Annotated in this window: 12 protein-coding genes; 8 read left to right on the top strand and 4 right to left on the bottom strand. The window is 37.4% G+C overall.

The annotated features are described in order from the left end of the window. The first annotated feature begins 41 nt into the window (after window positions 1–41). The 7 genes from queF (at window position 42) to OW492_RS06360 (ending at window position 10,420) form a co-directional block, all read left to right on the top strand. Window positions 42–899 (top strand): NADPH-dependent 7-cyano-7-deazaguanine reductase QueF, encoded by an 858-nt coding sequence (gene queF / locus OW492_RS06390; protein ID WP_290039096.1) that lies wholly within the window; start codon window positions 42–44, stop codon window positions 897–899. Window positions 900–971: 72 nt separating this feature from the next. Next, complete coding sequence (locus tag OW492_RS06385; protein ID WP_290039095.1) at window positions 972–3,173, top strand: GGDEF domain-containing protein; 2,202 nt, start codon at window positions 972–974, stop codon at window positions 3,171–3,173. 84 nt (window positions 3,174–3,257) lie between these two features. Further along, window positions 3,258–4,733: a GGDEF domain-containing protein gene (locus tag OW492_RS06380; RefSeq protein WP_290039094.1), complete on the top strand. Its 1,476-nt coding sequence runs from the start codon at window positions 3,258–3,260 to the stop codon at window positions 4,731–4,733. Window positions 4,734–4,844: 111 nt separating this feature from the next. Beyond that, window positions 4,845–6,197 carry a nucleotide 5'-monophosphate nucleosidase PpnN gene (gene ppnN, locus OW492_RS06375; RefSeq protein ID WP_290039093.1) on the top strand — a complete coding sequence of 451 codons (1,353 nt, stop codon included), beginning with the start codon at window positions 4,845–4,847 and terminating at the stop codon, window positions 6,195–6,197. Between the two features lies 1 nt (window position 6,198). Further along, entirely contained in the window at window positions 6,199–6,978 is a 780-nt protein-coding gene (xni, locus tag OW492_RS06370; RefSeq protein ID WP_290039092.1) for a flap endonuclease Xni, read from the top strand. Window positions 6,979–7,183: 205 nt separating this feature from the next. Continuing rightward, the gene (locus OW492_RS06365; protein WP_290039091.1) at window positions 7,184–8,899 is read left to right on the top strand and encodes a hypothetical protein; all 1,716 of its coding nucleotides are present in this window, start codon (window positions 7,184–7,186) and stop codon (window positions 8,897–8,899) included. Between the two features lie 225 nt (window positions 8,900–9,124). Continuing rightward, entirely contained in the window at window positions 9,125–10,420 is a 1,296-nt protein-coding gene (locus OW492_RS06360) for an NCS2 family permease (protein ID WP_290039090.1), read from the top strand. 114 nt (window positions 10,421–10,534) lie between these two features. Here the strand turns inward: OW492_RS06360 and OW492_RS06355 are convergent, their stop codons facing one another. The 3 genes from OW492_RS06355 to OW492_RS06345 form a co-directional block, all read right to left on the bottom strand. Further along, window positions 10,535–11,461 carry a D-2-hydroxyacid dehydrogenase gene (locus OW492_RS06355; protein WP_290039089.1) on the bottom strand — a complete coding sequence of 309 codons (927 nt, stop codon included), beginning with the start codon at window positions 11,459–11,461 and terminating at the stop codon, window positions 10,535–10,537. A 233-nt stretch (window positions 11,462–11,694) separates the two neighbouring features. Then, window positions 11,695–13,323, bottom strand: coding sequence for an NAD(P)/FAD-dependent oxidoreductase (locus tag OW492_RS06350; RefSeq protein ID WP_290039088.1), 1,629 nt, complete (start codon window positions 13,321–13,323; stop codon window positions 11,695–11,697). Window positions 13,324–13,445: 122 nt separating this feature from the next. Continuing rightward, window positions 13,446–13,643 carry a hypothetical protein gene (locus OW492_RS06345; RefSeq protein ID WP_290039087.1) on the bottom strand — a complete coding sequence of 66 codons (198 nt, stop codon included), beginning with the start codon at window positions 13,641–13,643 and terminating at the stop codon, window positions 13,446–13,448. Between the two features lie 185 nt (window positions 13,644–13,828). On the opposite strand from OW492_RS06345, the gene sfsA reads away from it, so the two are divergent. Further along, window positions 13,829–14,518, top strand: coding sequence for a DNA/RNA nuclease SfsA (sfsA, locus tag OW492_RS06340; protein ID WP_290039086.1), 690 nt, complete (start codon window positions 13,829–13,831; stop codon window positions 14,516–14,518). A 69-nt stretch (window positions 14,519–14,587) separates the two neighbouring features. On the opposite strand, the gene OW492_RS06335 is transcribed toward sfsA, so the two are convergent. Then, window positions 14,588–15,061: a peroxiredoxin gene (locus OW492_RS06335; protein WP_290039085.1), complete on the bottom strand. Its 474-nt coding sequence runs from the start codon at window positions 15,059–15,061 to the stop codon at window positions 14,588–14,590. Window positions 15,062–15,178 lie beyond the last annotated feature (117 nt).

The following is a 15,178-nucleotide window of genomic DNA, read 5'->3' as shown; positions in this document are numbered from 1 at the left end:
TTGCATTTATAGCACCCTCTGATTTAAAAATGAGAAACTCAATGTCACATTCAACTTTATACGACCACGATTCAGCTTTAAAAGACCTATCACTAGGTAAAATCACTGAATATAAATGCCATTATGACAATACTTTATTACAGGGTGTTCCGCGTAGTTTAAATCGTAATGAACTTTCTTTAGAAGCTGATTCACTCCCCTTTTACGGTGTTGATTTATGGAATATCTACGAGCTTTCTTGGTTAAATAGTAAAGGTAAGCCAATAGTGGCAACTGGCGTGGTTAAAGTTCCCTACAATAGTGAATTTTTAATCGAATCAAAATCATTTAAGCTTTACCTTAATAGCTTTAACCAAAGTAAGTTTGACTCTGTAGAAGAAGTTCAAACCATTCTCAGCAATGACTTATCTGCCTGTGCTAAAAAACCGGTAGAAGTGACGCTTAATACAAAATTAGATAAAGTAATAGATGAGTTAGGGGCTCTGTCTGGTATAAATATCGATGAGCTTGATATCGAAGTAGATCAATATCAACTATCTCCAAGTTTGTTAAACGGCATTAGTTTAGATGATACAGTCACTGAAACACTTCACTCTAACCTACTAAAGTCTAACTGTTTAATCACCAGCCAACCTGACTGGGGAAGTGTAGAGATAACTTACACAGGTAAGCGCTTAGATCACGAAAAATTACTACGCTATTTAATCTCTTTCCGTCAACACAATGAATTTCACGAGCAATGTGTAGAGCGTATATTTTGTGATTTAATGGCACACGGCTCATTAAGTGAATTAACTGTCTATGCTAGATACACACGTCGTGGTGGCTTAGATATCAATCCATTACGCAGTACTTGTGTATTACCAGAGATACACAATATTCGTTTAGTAAGACAGTAACGTTAAATTTGTTACAATAACCGCACCTTAACAAAAGTAAGGTGCGAATTTCATATAAGGTTTTAAGTATTCATGAGCTTTTTTTCACGTGCATTGATAGGTTGCTTACTAGTGGTGATGAGCCATTCAGTATTCGCAATAGAATTAGGTGATGCATTAATCCCAGCATCTATTAAAGAAAGCTATAAAACCCGTGAACTTGAACCTGTTTCTTGTATTAATAATGTTACTGCATTTATGGATAAGGTGGCTGCATTGCCACCACCACAAGACAACTTCATTAATAAAAACTCACGTTTAACAACCAAACGTATCCCTAATAATGCCCCAACGCACTTATTAGCTTCTTGTTACATCGAATTAGAAAACTACGAAAAAAGCTTATCGTTATTAATGCCACTATTAAAAAACCCGAGTGAAAGCCCGGATGAGATTAGAACCTTAAACCTGATTGCCAGTGAAATACCTGAGCCAGAACGTCCACAGTTGAGTAATGAAACGCTGATCAATATGATGCAGCACTCTTTACAAGTAATGGCAGATAATAAAAAGACCAACTTCGCTAACTTACCTGAAATAGTCAACTTAACTGTCACTAAATTAGCTTTAGAAACACACCAATACCAATTAGCAAATGAATCCCTAGGTAAAGTGAAACAAAGCCTTAAGAATAGCAAAAAAACAGAGCTATTAGCTTGGTTAGCTTATTACTATGGGCATTATTATGACCAAATTAACCAGCAACAACTGGCGGTTTCAAACTTTCAAACTGCCAATGCAATGGCTGATCAACTCCAATTGATTAAATTAAATAGTTTAATCAAAGCTAGCCTATCTAATCTTTATCAGCAGAAGCATCGCTATAAGCGTGCAATGGACTTTGCTAGTCAGCGCGTTGAATTATTATTACCCACAGAAAACTATGTACAACAAGCTGATAGCTTACTGAAATTTGCAATTTTAAAGCGTCAAAATAAAGAGTTTAATCAATCTTTAATCTACCTATTCAATGCGATGGAATTAGTAGAGAAAAAGCATAAAACACTGTTAGCTTATATTTATTTAGAATTAGGTCGTACTTATGCATCAATGCCCTATGACCTGGATAAAAATACTGACCTAGCACAGAAGTATTTGCAAAATGCTCGTTACCACTTTAAAAAGTTGAATAGGCTTGAGCAACAAACCGAAACTATCTTATTATTGGCGCAACTTAATATTCGTAGCCAAGATACCGGGTTAGCCATTTTACAGTTAGAAAATGTATTAACTTTAGCAAAAGACAAGTTTCCAGAACTCAGAGTAAAAGCATTTGAAATGCTAGCCTTAAGTTATGAACTCTCTGGTGACCATCAACAGGCAAATTTTCACTTTAAAAACTTCCATTCCTTACAAAATGCAATCAAGGAAAAGCTGTTTGCTTTGCAACAATTAAAAATCAATGAGCAATTTCAACTTATTGAGCAAACACAACAACAAATCCAATTAGAAACAAAAAATAACGAGTTATTGTTGAAGAATAATCGTTTTAAAAATGTAGCTTACATAGCGGTATTATTACTATTAATTGCTTTATTAATGGTATTAGGTATTTTTAGACGCAATAAAAAACTAGTTGAATCAGAACTAACTACGCGTAAAAGATTGCAGCTACACCCACGTTCAAAATTGCCTTCTCACCAAGTGCAAATACAAGAAAATGAATTACAATATCAAGGTACCCCACTATTTTATGCACTAGTAAATATTCCGTTTCTTAACAACTTAAATGGTACAAAAGGCTTGTTTAATGCAGAAAAAATTGAAGCAGCTTTAGGTCAGGCATTGACTACGCATTTCTACCAGCGCACTCAAATCACTCAAGTACGTGATAATCAGCTGTTATTCATTTCCGAACAAGAACAATATGAAGAAGCAAAACAATTTGCACTAGAAATTGAATCCTTTTTTAAATTCTTTGCTGATAGTTATTCTCTAGAAGGAAATATTGCCTGTGGCGTTGTTGCCTTCCCATTCTTAAACAATGTGTCTCGGGCAATTGCCCCTGAAAGAATGTTAAATTTAACCAGTCTCGCTTTATATGGGGCTTGTCAGATGCGTGACCAACTTAATACCGATACTTGGCTAGAGTTGTATGCTATTGAAAAAATTCAACCCGCATTCTTTGATGGGGATTTGTGGATATTAGGCCAAGCAGGTATTGATAAAGGTATAGTGAAACAAAAAAGTAGCCATCCTGGCACTACGATCTCATGGCCAGAATTAAATCGTTAGGTAAATTTGAGGTGTCTTAGCTTGTGCTTACATAGAAACTAATCGATACTTCAGAACGCTAAAATAATAAAAAGGAATCAGCAGATGGCGTCATCTAAGGCAATAACTCGATTATTGCAGCAATTATTAAAACGGAGTTATCGACAAGACAAAGCAATCGATAAATATCAGTTTAAATTTTTAAAAAAATTGCAATCAACAGAAACTGTTGAAGATGAAAATCAGTTATTTGATGAGTATAGCCAACAACTTGAAAGCACCCCTTATACGCTTGAAGATAAATTATCTGAAGGTAAATTAGTTGCACGTCAATCACAAGCACAACTGCAACAAATAAATTCACTCTCAGAAGCAGTAAAAGATAAAATTGCTGAGATGCAAGATGCACCAGAGCCTTACACTATTACTGAACATCACTGTGCTTTAAAAGATCTAGTTAAAATTTATCAACATGCTGTCATTGAATTAAACAAAAGCTGTACCCCATCAGAAGTAGATACCAAAGCTGACATCTCTTTTATTAACGATGAGTTACAACTACTGATTTTGGAATTAGATGTAGGCCAAGCTTTTGCTAAAAAACTAGAAAAAGTACGTATTGATATCTCTAACGATCCAGATCCGTTTCAGCTACCTCAATACTGTCTACAAGTGATTAATATTATTATTGATAGCACCCGAGAAGAACGCCGAACTTCCCGTCATTTCTTATATACGCTTAATGATAGCTTAACGCAGTTTTATTTAAATTTTGCGCAGACCCTTAAGCTTAGTGAAGAAGACTTTGAAAAACAAAAAGAAACCTATAAAACAATTCATCAAGGTGCAGATCAGCTTCAAGCAAACAGCAAAAATCAAACCCTAGAAGAATTGCAAGCTTCAATCTCAGATTACGTAACGAATGTAAAAGCAGCGATGGCTTTACAGGAAGAGCAACAAGAAGAGAAATACCGTACTAAATTCCAAAGTATGGTAAGGCAAATCAAGGAGTTACAGAACGAGACCCAAAGCTATCAAAAGACCTTAAAGCAACAGAATAAACAACTACATATTGATTTCTTAACTAAAATACCTAACAGAGCCGCTTGGAGTGAACGCTTAAAAACAGAAGTCACTCGCTATCAACGCTATAAAACTCCCCTCAACCTGGCGATTATTGATATCGATAACTTTAAATCAATTAATGATAGATTTGGCCACCTTGCCGGAGACAAAGTACTAAACGTTATTGCCCAAACATTACAAAAATCTATTCGTAATGCTGATTATATTGCACGCTTTGGTGGAGAAGAATTTACATTATTATTACCAGAGATTTCACCAACACAAACTGAGCTTGCTTTAAATAAATTACGTGACCGCATTAAGTCTATTCCATTCCAGTTTAAACAGGAGCACCTGACTATTACTATTTCGGTTGGTTTTACTGCATTTACTCCTTCAGATGAAAGTGACGATGTTTTTGAGCGAGCAGATACTGCTCTTTACCAAGCAAAACGTCAGGGTAGAGATCAGGTTTTTCAGCTTACAAAAAATGAGCAAAAATCAGAAAATCAGTAGAAATATAGTTATATAACCTTTTTTATTTTAATTATTTATCAAAAATCAGTGCTTTTACGTGGCTTCTCCATCTAACTCAGTTAATCTAATAAAAAGTTAAAAGGAGAAGCTATGATTTCACATATCAGTCCCGTTGGCAGTATGGCGTTACTTTCTCAACTAGAGGTCAACCAACTAAAATACAGTGCCTCTTGCGAAACTTACCAGTTATTCAGAAATTGCGCGTTAGCCGTCTTAAAGTCAGGTAGCCACACTGACAGCAGTAAAGAGATCCTGGAAAAACATAAAGACTTTCAAGTTAATGTATTACATCAAGAACGCGGCGTTATTTTAGAGCTCATTAATCCCCCTGAAGATGCGTATATTGATGGTGAGTTAATTAAAGGAATGCAAGACCTCTTATTCTCAGTATTACGTGATATTTTGTATGTTAACACTCAGCTACAGCCTCATGAATCAACAGAATTTAATAGTGAAGAATCCACCAGCTTAGTGTTTTCTATTTTACGTAATGCCAATATTTTAAAAGCCGGCATTGACCCGAATATGGTCGTTTGTTGGGGCGGTCATTCGATCAATAAAACAGAGTTTTCTTATACACGAGAAGTGGGTAATCAACTTGGTTTAAGGGAACTCAATATTTGTACTGGTTGCGGCCCTGGTGCTATGGAAGGGCCAATGAAAGGTGCCGCTGTGGGGCATGCTAAACAACGTGTTGCGCCGGGCCGTTACATTGGTTTAACTGAGCCGGGTATTATTGCTGCAGAGCCTCCAAATCCAATTGTGAACGAATTAGTGATCCTCCCTGATATTGAAAAGCGTTTAGAAGCTTTTGTGCGTTTTACTCATAGTATTATCATTTTCCCAGGCGGCCCAGGCACTGCAGAAGAGTTGTTGTATATTCTTGGTATCATGATGCACCCAGAAAATAAACGCCAGCCTCTGCCCATTATATTAACAGGGCCAGCAAGCAGTGTTGATTACTTTGAAGCAATCGATGACTTCATCGTACACACCTTAGGCCCTGAAGCCCAAGAGCATTATCAAATCATTATTGATGATGCCCCAACAGTCGCTAAAATAATCAAAAAATCGATGCATCGTGTCAAAGAGTACCGTAAAGCTATTGGTGACGCTTACTCATTCAATTGGGCATTAAAAATAGACCGAACCTTTCAGGAGCCTTTCATCCCTAACCATCAAAACATGGCAAACTTAGTGCTACATCACGACCAACCCAAAGAGCAACTTGCATCAAACTTACGCCGAGTTTTCTCAGGTATAGTTGGTGGTAACGTGAAAGATGAAGGAATAAAATCCATTGAAGAAAATGGCCCATTCTTGCTGACCGGAGAAAAAGAATTAATGTTAAGAGTAGATAAATTATTGAAAAGCTTTATCGACCAAGGCCGTATGAAGTTACCTGGCAGTGTTTACACTCCTTGTTATAAGATAACTACTTAGAATGGGCGCGTCATTACTAATCATAGATGCGATGAACTTAATTCGTCGCATCTATGCAATACAAGAAAAACAAAATGCAAAATCAGAATTTGCATTAAGTGCCACCAACAATACAGCCTGTAATGCCTTACAGAAATTATTAAGGGCACATACACCCAGTCATGTCATTTGTGTATTTGATAGTCATCAAGCTAGTTGGCGACATCAGCTTTTACCTGAATACAAACAAAGCAGAAAGCCAATTCCTAGTGATTTAAAAGCTTACTTACCACATATTCAAGATGCCTTTTATGAAATGGGTATTGAGTCTTTAGTTACTGAGCAAGATGAAGCCGATGATCTGATTGCCACCTTGGCCCACAAAGTCACCGCACGTCAACAGCGCTGTACAATAGTCTCGACAGATAAAGGGTTTTATCAGTTACTGAATGCTTACACGAGTATCTATGACTATTTTCAATCTCTACACATGGATAGTTACTATGTAGAACACAAACTAAACATGAAAATAGATCAACTAACAGACTATTGGGCGATTACCGGCATTAGCAGTAGTCACATTAAAGGGGTTGAAGGGGTAGGTAATAAAGGAGCTATGGCTTTATTGCAGGAGTACTCCAGCCTACAGAGAATGTTCCAAGCTGAAAATAATAGCGATAAACGTTTATTAAAAGTGCAACAACAGCAACAAGAAGCCTTACTCTCCAAACAACTGGTTTCCTTAAAAATAGATATTCAACTGGGCTTTAATTTAAAAGACTTGAGATATCCTAAAACTTAATACACAAGCTATTGAGAAAAGTGTGAAAAGTCTAAGATTTGAATGAACAAATACTCAACTTAGCTGACTAATAAATTTATCCGTCTTATATATTATATTACTCCTCATGTACTAACCCACTGGTTACTTACAAAGGGTATAAAGCCTTTTATAAAGCGCGCCTTATTAGGTCGCTTTATTCGTCATAGATTATGGAGTTTCAACTGTGAAAAAAATATTAATTCCTATTGCGGTAATAGCCGCTGGCGCTTCTGCTTACTGGTACCAGCAACAAGCAGAAAATGATAATGTATTGAGCTACGTACCTGCCGATACACCATTTTTCACAGGTCAATTAACACCATTTCCTATTAAAGATTATATCGCCTCTGCACCGAACCTGATTGACCCTAAAAACCCGACACATATTGAATCCTTATACGGTGAAGAATCTCCCTCAATACATTTTTTAACGAATCTACTAAGTACTTATGAAGATAGCTTAAAGGATGCCGATTTACTGACTAAGAACTTTGGTTTAGCAGATGAGATCCGCGCTTATTTTTATACACTAGGGCTATTACCCGTGCTCAAAGTAGAAGTTGAAAACCCACAAGCAATTTGGGACTTGTTAGATAAAAATGAACAAGAAACTGACTTTACGCATACTGAAGGTGAGTTAAAAGGACTTAAATACAGAATTTATCCAATGGTTGAAGATGACCAAGGTAAGCCTATTAACCTAATCGTTGCACAATCAAATGGCATGTTAACAGCCACTATTCAAAGTAGTTTTGTATCAGAAGATTTACTGGCCATGGCATTAGGGATAAAAAAACCAAGCAAATCATTAGCTGATACACACATGCTCGAAGATATTATGCAACAACATCAATTTATGAATAACAGTGTTGGTTTTGTTAATCATGTGGAAATCATCAAAGGCTTAACCAGTGAAGATGATAACCAACTGGCAAGACAGTTAACAGAACTAACTAAAGATGAAGATACTGCCTTTCAGTTATTACATAGCGCAGCCTGTAAAGAAGAGTTACGAGGTATTGCGCAAAACTGGCCTCGTACTGCTTTTGGTTACACGCAGGTGGATATCAGTAAAGAACAATCAACACTAGGTTTTGCAGCTGTGCTTGAAAGTAAAAATCAACCGATCTTAAATGCTCTAAAAACGTTACGTGGTTACATCCCTAATTACACACAAAACTTTGACGATAATGTCATAGCAACATCGATTGGTTTAGATGTTGGTCAACTATCTAGCGCTTTAACTGATATTTGGGCGAATTTAAAAACACCACGTTTCCAATGTGGGCCTTTAGCAGATATTCAATATCAGATAGATGCCAGCGGTGAATCCCTAGCAATGCTAGGTATGGGTTCAAGCATGGCAGCTAATGTGAAAGGCATCAGTACTGCTATTTTTGATTATGCTGTCTCGCAAGATAATGACCAACCTCGCTTAGAAAGTTTAGATGCATTATTGGCGATTCATGTCACAAACCCTGTTAACTTATTTAATTCAATTAAGATGTTTGTACCTGAATTACAGCAAATTGATTTAACTAATAATGGGCCTGCAGTATCGCTTAATAAAGTCATTCCTATCTCTTCACGGTTAAATTTAAATCCACAAATGGCAATTAAAGGAGATCACTTTGTGATCTACAATGGCAACAAAGGATTACAAGAAGCTGAGAAATTATCTCTTGAGACATTATCAGCTGAAGGGGTATATCAACTATCTTTCGATACTAAGAAAATTTTAACGCCAATCGCTGATGCCGTTGAATTAGCAGGTGAAATAATTCCTGAAGAGGCGATGTTCCTAAAAGATTACGATACGCGTATGAATATTAACGTCGATATTAATGACCAAGGTATTCGTTTAGATTCAACAATGAATCATAAAGCAGCAGTAAAATAAGCTTCATTTTTAACGCTTCCCACCTCTTTTTATAAACTGGCTACGGCCAGTTTTTTATTTTTGGCACAATCACAAGCTACTGAAATTAACTCATCCAGTTTAATAATGTAATTACACTCACATTAAAATCAGTTATTCTACTCGCTTACCAAAATTTACACTCAATCTTTAATCTTGTAGGTCTCACGGAACCAGACCTCTACACCTGCTAGTAACGGAAAAATTATGTTAGAAAAATTATTTAAACTGACCGAAAACAACAGTAATGTTAAAACAGAAATTGTTGCAGGTTTCACGACCTTCTTAACCATGGCTTACATCATCTTTGTTAACCCATCAATGCTATCTGCAACAGGAATGGATTCAGGCGCAGTATTTGTAGCAACTTGTTTGGCTGCTGCGGTAGGCTGTTTTATTATGGGATTATACGCTAATTACCCAGTTGCTTTAGCACCAGGTATGGGCTTAAACGCATTCTTTTCATACGTGGTAGTGCTACACATGGGCTACAGCTGGGAAGTTGCACTAGGTGCAGTATTCTTATCAGGCGTGTGTTTCACATTGTTAAGTTTATTCAAGATCCGAGAGTGGATCATCAACTCAATTCCATTACCAATGCGCAAAGGTATTGCAGCCGGTATCGGTTTATTCTTAGCGTTAATTGCCTTAAAGAATGCCGGCATCGTAGTAGGTAATCCAGCAACTTTAGTAAGTTTAGGTGATATTACTGCATTACCAGCAGCACTGGCTTCATTAGCATTTATTGCTACGATTGCACTTGCTCATTTCCGCGTTAAAGGCGGTGTAATGATAGCCATTTTACTAGTGACAATCATCAGTCTAATTATGGGTGACGTACAATATGCAGGTATTGTATCTATGCCACCAAGTATTGCACCTACCTTTATGCAGATGGATATTGCAGGTGCGTTTAACGTAGGCATGATCAGCATTGTATTTGCCTTCCTATTCGTTGACCTATTTGATACTTCAGGGACTTTAATTGCAGTTGCTGATAAAGCAAAACTACTAGATAAAGATGGTAACCTTCCTCGTTTAAATCGTGCTCTACTAGCAGATAGTGGTGCATCAATGGCAGGTTCAGTATTAGGTACATCAACAACAACAAGTTACATTGAAAGTGTGGCAGGTGTTGCTGAAGGTGGCCGCACTGGTTTAACAGCTGTTGTTGTTGGTGTGTTATTCTTATTAGCGTTATTTTTTGCACCATTAGCTGGAATGGTACCTGCTTACGCGACTGCAGGAGCACTATTATACGTTGCAGTGTTAATGGTTGGCGGTCTTAAAAGCATCAACTGGGATGATATTACTGAGGCGGCACCAGTAGTAATTATTGCGATCATGATGCCACTAACCTTCTCTATTGCTAACGGTATTTCTATTGGTTTTATTGCTTATGCAGCAATCAAAATTGCCAGTGGTAAAGCAAAAGACTTAAGTTTGAGTGTGTGGTTCCTAGCTATCTTATTCTTAATTAAATTAATCTTCTTCCCTGGTTAAATAGCGAAAATAGCACCCACTTAATGTTAGTGAATGCTTAATACATAATAAAAGGCCCGATTTTATAAGTTATAAAATCGGGCCTTTTTAGTTTCAGGCTAAGCTTAACTTTAGTTAAACGCTAAACGTGCGAATATTATTAGCTACCTTTTCAATTAAGCTAGCACGTGCTTCAACACTTGCCCATGCAGTGTGTGGTGTAACGACCAAGCGATGTTCAGCTTTGACAGAAAAATAAGGGTGCTCTGCGAGCATCGGCTCTACCGCTAGGACATCAGTACCATGATAAATATCTTGCGTATCTAAAGCTGTTGCCATCGCACTTTCATCAATAATACCACCACGGCCTAAATTCAATATAATTGCACCCGGTTTTAACTGTTGTAGCTCCTCTGCTCCAATCAAATTTTCTGTTTGAGCATTAAGGGGCGCATGAATAGAGATAACATCACATTCACTCAATAGCGTTTGCAAATCAACCTGTGGAATCGATTGCTGGCTGTTCTTTCCCGATGTTGAGTAATAGCAAACATCACAACCGAAAGCACTCGCTAATTGCGCAACTCGCTGGCCGATTTCACCCATTGCAATAACCCCCCAATGCTTGCCTTTTATTTCAAAAAAAGAGCGTTCTATATGAGTAAACACCGGGCTTTCGCACCATTTTTTCTCAGTAATATATTGATCATAGTAACGGCTTTGATGTATCAATTGAAACAACAAAGAAAAAGTTGCTTGGCTAACACTCTCGGTAGAATACCCAGAAACATTTTTGACCTCGATACCAGCTGCGTTTGCTGCTTCTAAATCAACATTGTTAGTACCCGTTGCTGAAATACAAATTAACTTTAATTGTGGGTTATCAGCCATATGCTGCGCTGTGATCACAACTTTATTAGTAATGATCACTTCTTGCCCCACTAACCTTTCGACAGTTTGTTTTGCATCGGTTGTTTGATAAACCGTTAACTCTCCTAATGTATCAAATACAGATAAGTCACTATCACCTAACGTGAGTGCATCTAATAAAACAATTTTCATTTGAGTTCCTTAATTCGACGGTTGTTATACCAATCACATTAATTAACTAATCTATTTTGCTTGTTAATATAATCGGTATTGGATTTTTCTTATGAAAAATAAAGGTTAATAGATATACAGGTTTTTAAGAGGGAAGTAAAAATGTACAGGGCATTTTAAAAATGAAGGTGGGAATAAAATGTAAATGAGTAGCAACGCCTGTTACTACTCATTAGTGTTGTTGCTTAATTTGCCTAGTCAGCGAGGTCTGCTAACATTTTTAATGCGACCGCTTCAGCAATTTTAATTCCGTCAATACCCGCAGATAAAATACCACCAGCATATCCAGCACCTTCACCACCAGGGTATAAACCTTGAGTGTTTAAGCTTTGGAAATCGGCACCGCGTTTAATTTGTACAGGTGATGAGGTACGCGTTTCCACGCCGGTTAACATTGCGTCTTTAATATCAAAACCACGAATTTTCTTTGCAAAAGCAGGTAATGCTTCACGAATCGCATCAATAGCAAACTCCGGTAAAGCCTCACTCAAATCGGTCATTTTTACATTCGGCTTGTATGACGGTTCAACATTCTCAAAAGGTTTGCCTTTACCAGCGGCTAAGAAGTCACCTACCATCTGTGCTGGTGCATCATAATTACTGCCGCCCATCACATAAGCATGACGCTCTAATTTACGCTGTAAAGCTACACCCTGTAGCGGATCGTTATTGAAATCTTCAGGAGAAATACCCACAACAATTGCACTGTTTGCATTACGCTCGCTCCGTGAGTATTGACTCATACCATTTGTAACTACGGCGTGTTCTTCAGAGGTTGCAGCAACCACTACGCCACCTGGGCACATACAGAAACTATATACACTACGACCATTTTTACAGTGGTGTACTAGTTTATAATCAGCAGCACCAAGAATAGGATGACCCGCATTAATACCAAAGCGAGCTTGGTCAATCATCTCTTGTTTATGTTCAATTCGGAACCCGATAGAGAATGATTGAGCTTCCATGTAAACACCTTTATCGTGCAACATTTGGAAAGTATCGCGGGCACTGTGCCCCACCGCTGCAACCACATAGCGGGAATTAATAACCTCTCCGTTATGTAAAGTTACACCTGTTACTTGTTTATGCTCACCCTGCTCTTCCATATTGATCTCTTCAACACGTGTTTCAAAGCGAATTTCACCGCCTAATTCGATTATCTTACGACGCATTTTCTCAACCATGGTCACTAATTTGTAAGTACCGATATGTGGTTTACTTACATAGATAATCTCTGCAGGTGCACCAGCAGCAACAAATTCTTGTTTAACTTTTAAGCCTTTAAAACCAGGATCTTTCACTTGGCTATATAACTTACCATCAGAAAATGTCCCTGCACCGCCTTCACCAAATTGCACATTTGACTCAGTATTTAATTCACTAGTACGCCAAAAACGGAACGTGTCTTTAGCACGCTCATGCACTGATTTACCACGTTCAAGTACAATCGGTTTAAAACCCATTTGCGCTAAGATCAACGCAACAAATAAGCCACAAGGCCCCATACCAATAACAAGTGGGCGCTCTTGTAAATTTGCTGGTGCTGATGCTACATATTGGTAATCGGTATTAGGTGAAATACGAACATTCTGATCCGTTGAAAAATCTGCTAATAATGCCGCTTCATCAACATCGGTTAAAGTGATATCTAAGGTATAAATTAAGGTGATTTGATTCTTTTTACGCGCATCATAGCCACGTTTAAAAACATGAATATTAACCAACTGTTGCTCTGTAATATTGAGCTTTGTTAATACAAACTGCTGTAACGCATCTTGATTGTGATCCAGCGGTAATTTAACTTGGTTGAGACGTATCATGATTCACCTGACATTGAGCATAAAAATAAGCGCGTAGTTTACGTGATCTGTTTAAAAAATGTAATCGCATAAATAGATTAAATAGGGATTAGTTTAGCCCTATTATGGCTATCAATGACGCATTAATGTGTTTGTTTATGAATAGAGATTGGAATAGTCGCCGCTGCGGTTTGTAAGCGCTTAGAGCAACTAGTCAAACAAAGCTTAGAAACGGTTTGTTTTGAGTCTGCGGTAAGGCAGCGGAAATCAGCAGCGCAAAGTACACCTAACTCAAATAATTCCATTAGCTTTTCTTTGCCGATCTCGATTTGAATAGACATTATCAATCACTCCATGTTATCCGTTACATGATTTATTAAGTCACAATAATACTAATCACTTATCAACTGTAATCGGTATAATACCCTGTGCCAGTAAATTAAAACCAACATATGGTAATGATTATCATTTAAATAGTAAATAGATAATCACAAACTTGTTACTAAACTGTTAGGAAATGACAATAATGCTATTTAATACCCCCATGCAAAAGGCGACTTTGATTAAACGTTACAAACGATTTTTAGCTGATGTCACCTTAATGGACGGGTCAGAAACAACCATTTATTGTGCAAACACTGGTGCGATGACAGGTTGTGGCCAACCAGGCGATACTATTTTTTACAGCACTTCAGAGAATAAAAAACGTAAATACCAACACACCTGGGAATTTACACTAACACCAGCAAAGCACTTAATATGTGTTAATACCGCTAAAGCTAACACCTTGGTTGCTGAAGCAATTGCACAAGATCTCATTCCAGAATTACTTGATTACCAAGACTGTAAAGCCGAGGTTAAATATGGAGAAGAAAATAGCCGAATCGATTTTCTTTTAACTGATACAGAAAAAGTAGACTGTTATGTAGAAGTAAAAAGTTGCACCTTATTAGATGAACGTATTCAACCTGGAGATGGTTACTTTCCAGATGCGATTACGACGCGAGGGCAAAAACACCTCAGAGAATTAATTGAAATGAAACAACAAGGTTACCGTAGTGTATTATTATTTGCAGTATTACATTCGGGTATCAAAAACGTCCAGCCAGCAAGCTTTATAGATAAAAAATATACAGCCCTATTTGAACAAGCTAAGAAAGAAGGTGTTGAGATTGTCTGTTACTTCCCTGATTTAAGCGCTTACATTGACTTTTAGTACACAGACTTCCAATCTGCCATTAAACAATCATGCTGTAAGCTCCCGCGTACAGCATGATATTAATCACTATAAGGCAGCTAAAATTGTTTCAGCTTTACTCGCTTCAAATTCACCAGCTTCTTCAACATTTAATGTAGTTACAACACCATCTTCAATAATCATTGCATAACGTTGTGAACGAACGCCACCAAAACCTGCAGTGTCTTTGTCTAAACCTAACGCTACTGTGAAACTCGCATCGCCATCACCTAGCATTAAAAGTTCAGAGGCATTATGCACTTCGCCCCACGCTTTCATGACAAAAGCATCATTAACAGCCACACAAGCAATTAAATCCACGCCTTTTGCTTGCAACTTATCAGCAAGTACCACATAACCTGGTAAATGCGCTTCTGAACAAGTTGGTGTAAATGCCCCCGGCACAGCAAATAACACTACCTTTTTACCGGCAAATAATTCATTAACATCATGAGTTTGCATACCATCAGCAGTTAATTGGCTTAAATTTGCAGATGGTAATTTTTGGCCTACTTGAATCATATTTTTTTCCTTTAGATGAAGAAAGTAACCCATCTATTTAATAATATAATAGATGGGTTGGGCGAAATCTTAGTTTAGCCCTAAACTCCAATAACAAACAATGACTAAAATAATAGA

It is taken from the genome of Psychromonas sp. 14N.309.X.WAT.B.A12 (assembly GCF_030397575.1).
GTDB lineage: Bacteria > Pseudomonadota > Gammaproteobacteria > Enterobacterales > Psychromonadaceae > Psychromonas.
This window is presented reverse-complemented; position numbering and strand designations above follow the sequence as displayed.

Bases quoted from the DNA above. Each gene is read 5' to 3' on its own strand.
- queF (WP_290039096.1), top strand. From the start codon at position 42: ATGTCACATTCAACTTTATACGACCACGATTCAGCTTTAAAAGACCTA.
- OW492_RS06385 (WP_290039095.1), top strand. From the start codon at position 972: ATGAGCTTTTTTTCACGTGCATTGATAGGTTGCTTACTAGTGGTGATG.
- OW492_RS06380 (WP_290039094.1), top strand. From the start codon at position 3,258: ATGGCGTCATCTAAGGCAATAACTCGATTATTGCAGCAATTATTAAAA.
- ppnN (WP_290039093.1), top strand. From the start codon at position 4,845: ATGATTTCACATATCAGTCCCGTTGGCAGTATGGCGTTACTTTCTCAA.
- xni (WP_290039092.1), top strand. From the start codon at position 6,199: ATGGGCGCGTCATTACTAATCATAGATGCGATGAACTTAATTCGTCGC.
- OW492_RS06360 (WP_290039090.1), top strand. From the start codon at position 9,125: ATGTTAGAAAAATTATTTAAACTGACCGAAAACAACAGTAATGTTAAA.
- OW492_RS06355 (WP_290039089.1), bottom strand. From the start codon at position 11,461: ATGAAAATTGTTTTATTAGATGCACTCACGTTAGGTGATAGTGACTTA.
- OW492_RS06350 (WP_290039088.1), bottom strand. From the start codon at position 13,323: ATGATACGTCTCAACCAAGTTAAATTACCGCTGGATCACAATCAAGAT.
- OW492_RS06345 (WP_290039087.1), bottom strand. From the start codon at position 13,643: ATGTCTATTCAAATCGAGATCGGCAAAGAAAAGCTAATGGAATTATTT.
- sfsA (WP_290039086.1), top strand. From the start codon at position 13,829: ATGCTATTTAATACCCCCATGCAAAAGGCGACTTTGATTAAACGTTAC.
- OW492_RS06335 (WP_290039085.1), bottom strand. From the start codon at position 15,061: ATGATTCAAGTAGGCCAAAAATTACCATCTGCAAATTTAAGCCAATTA.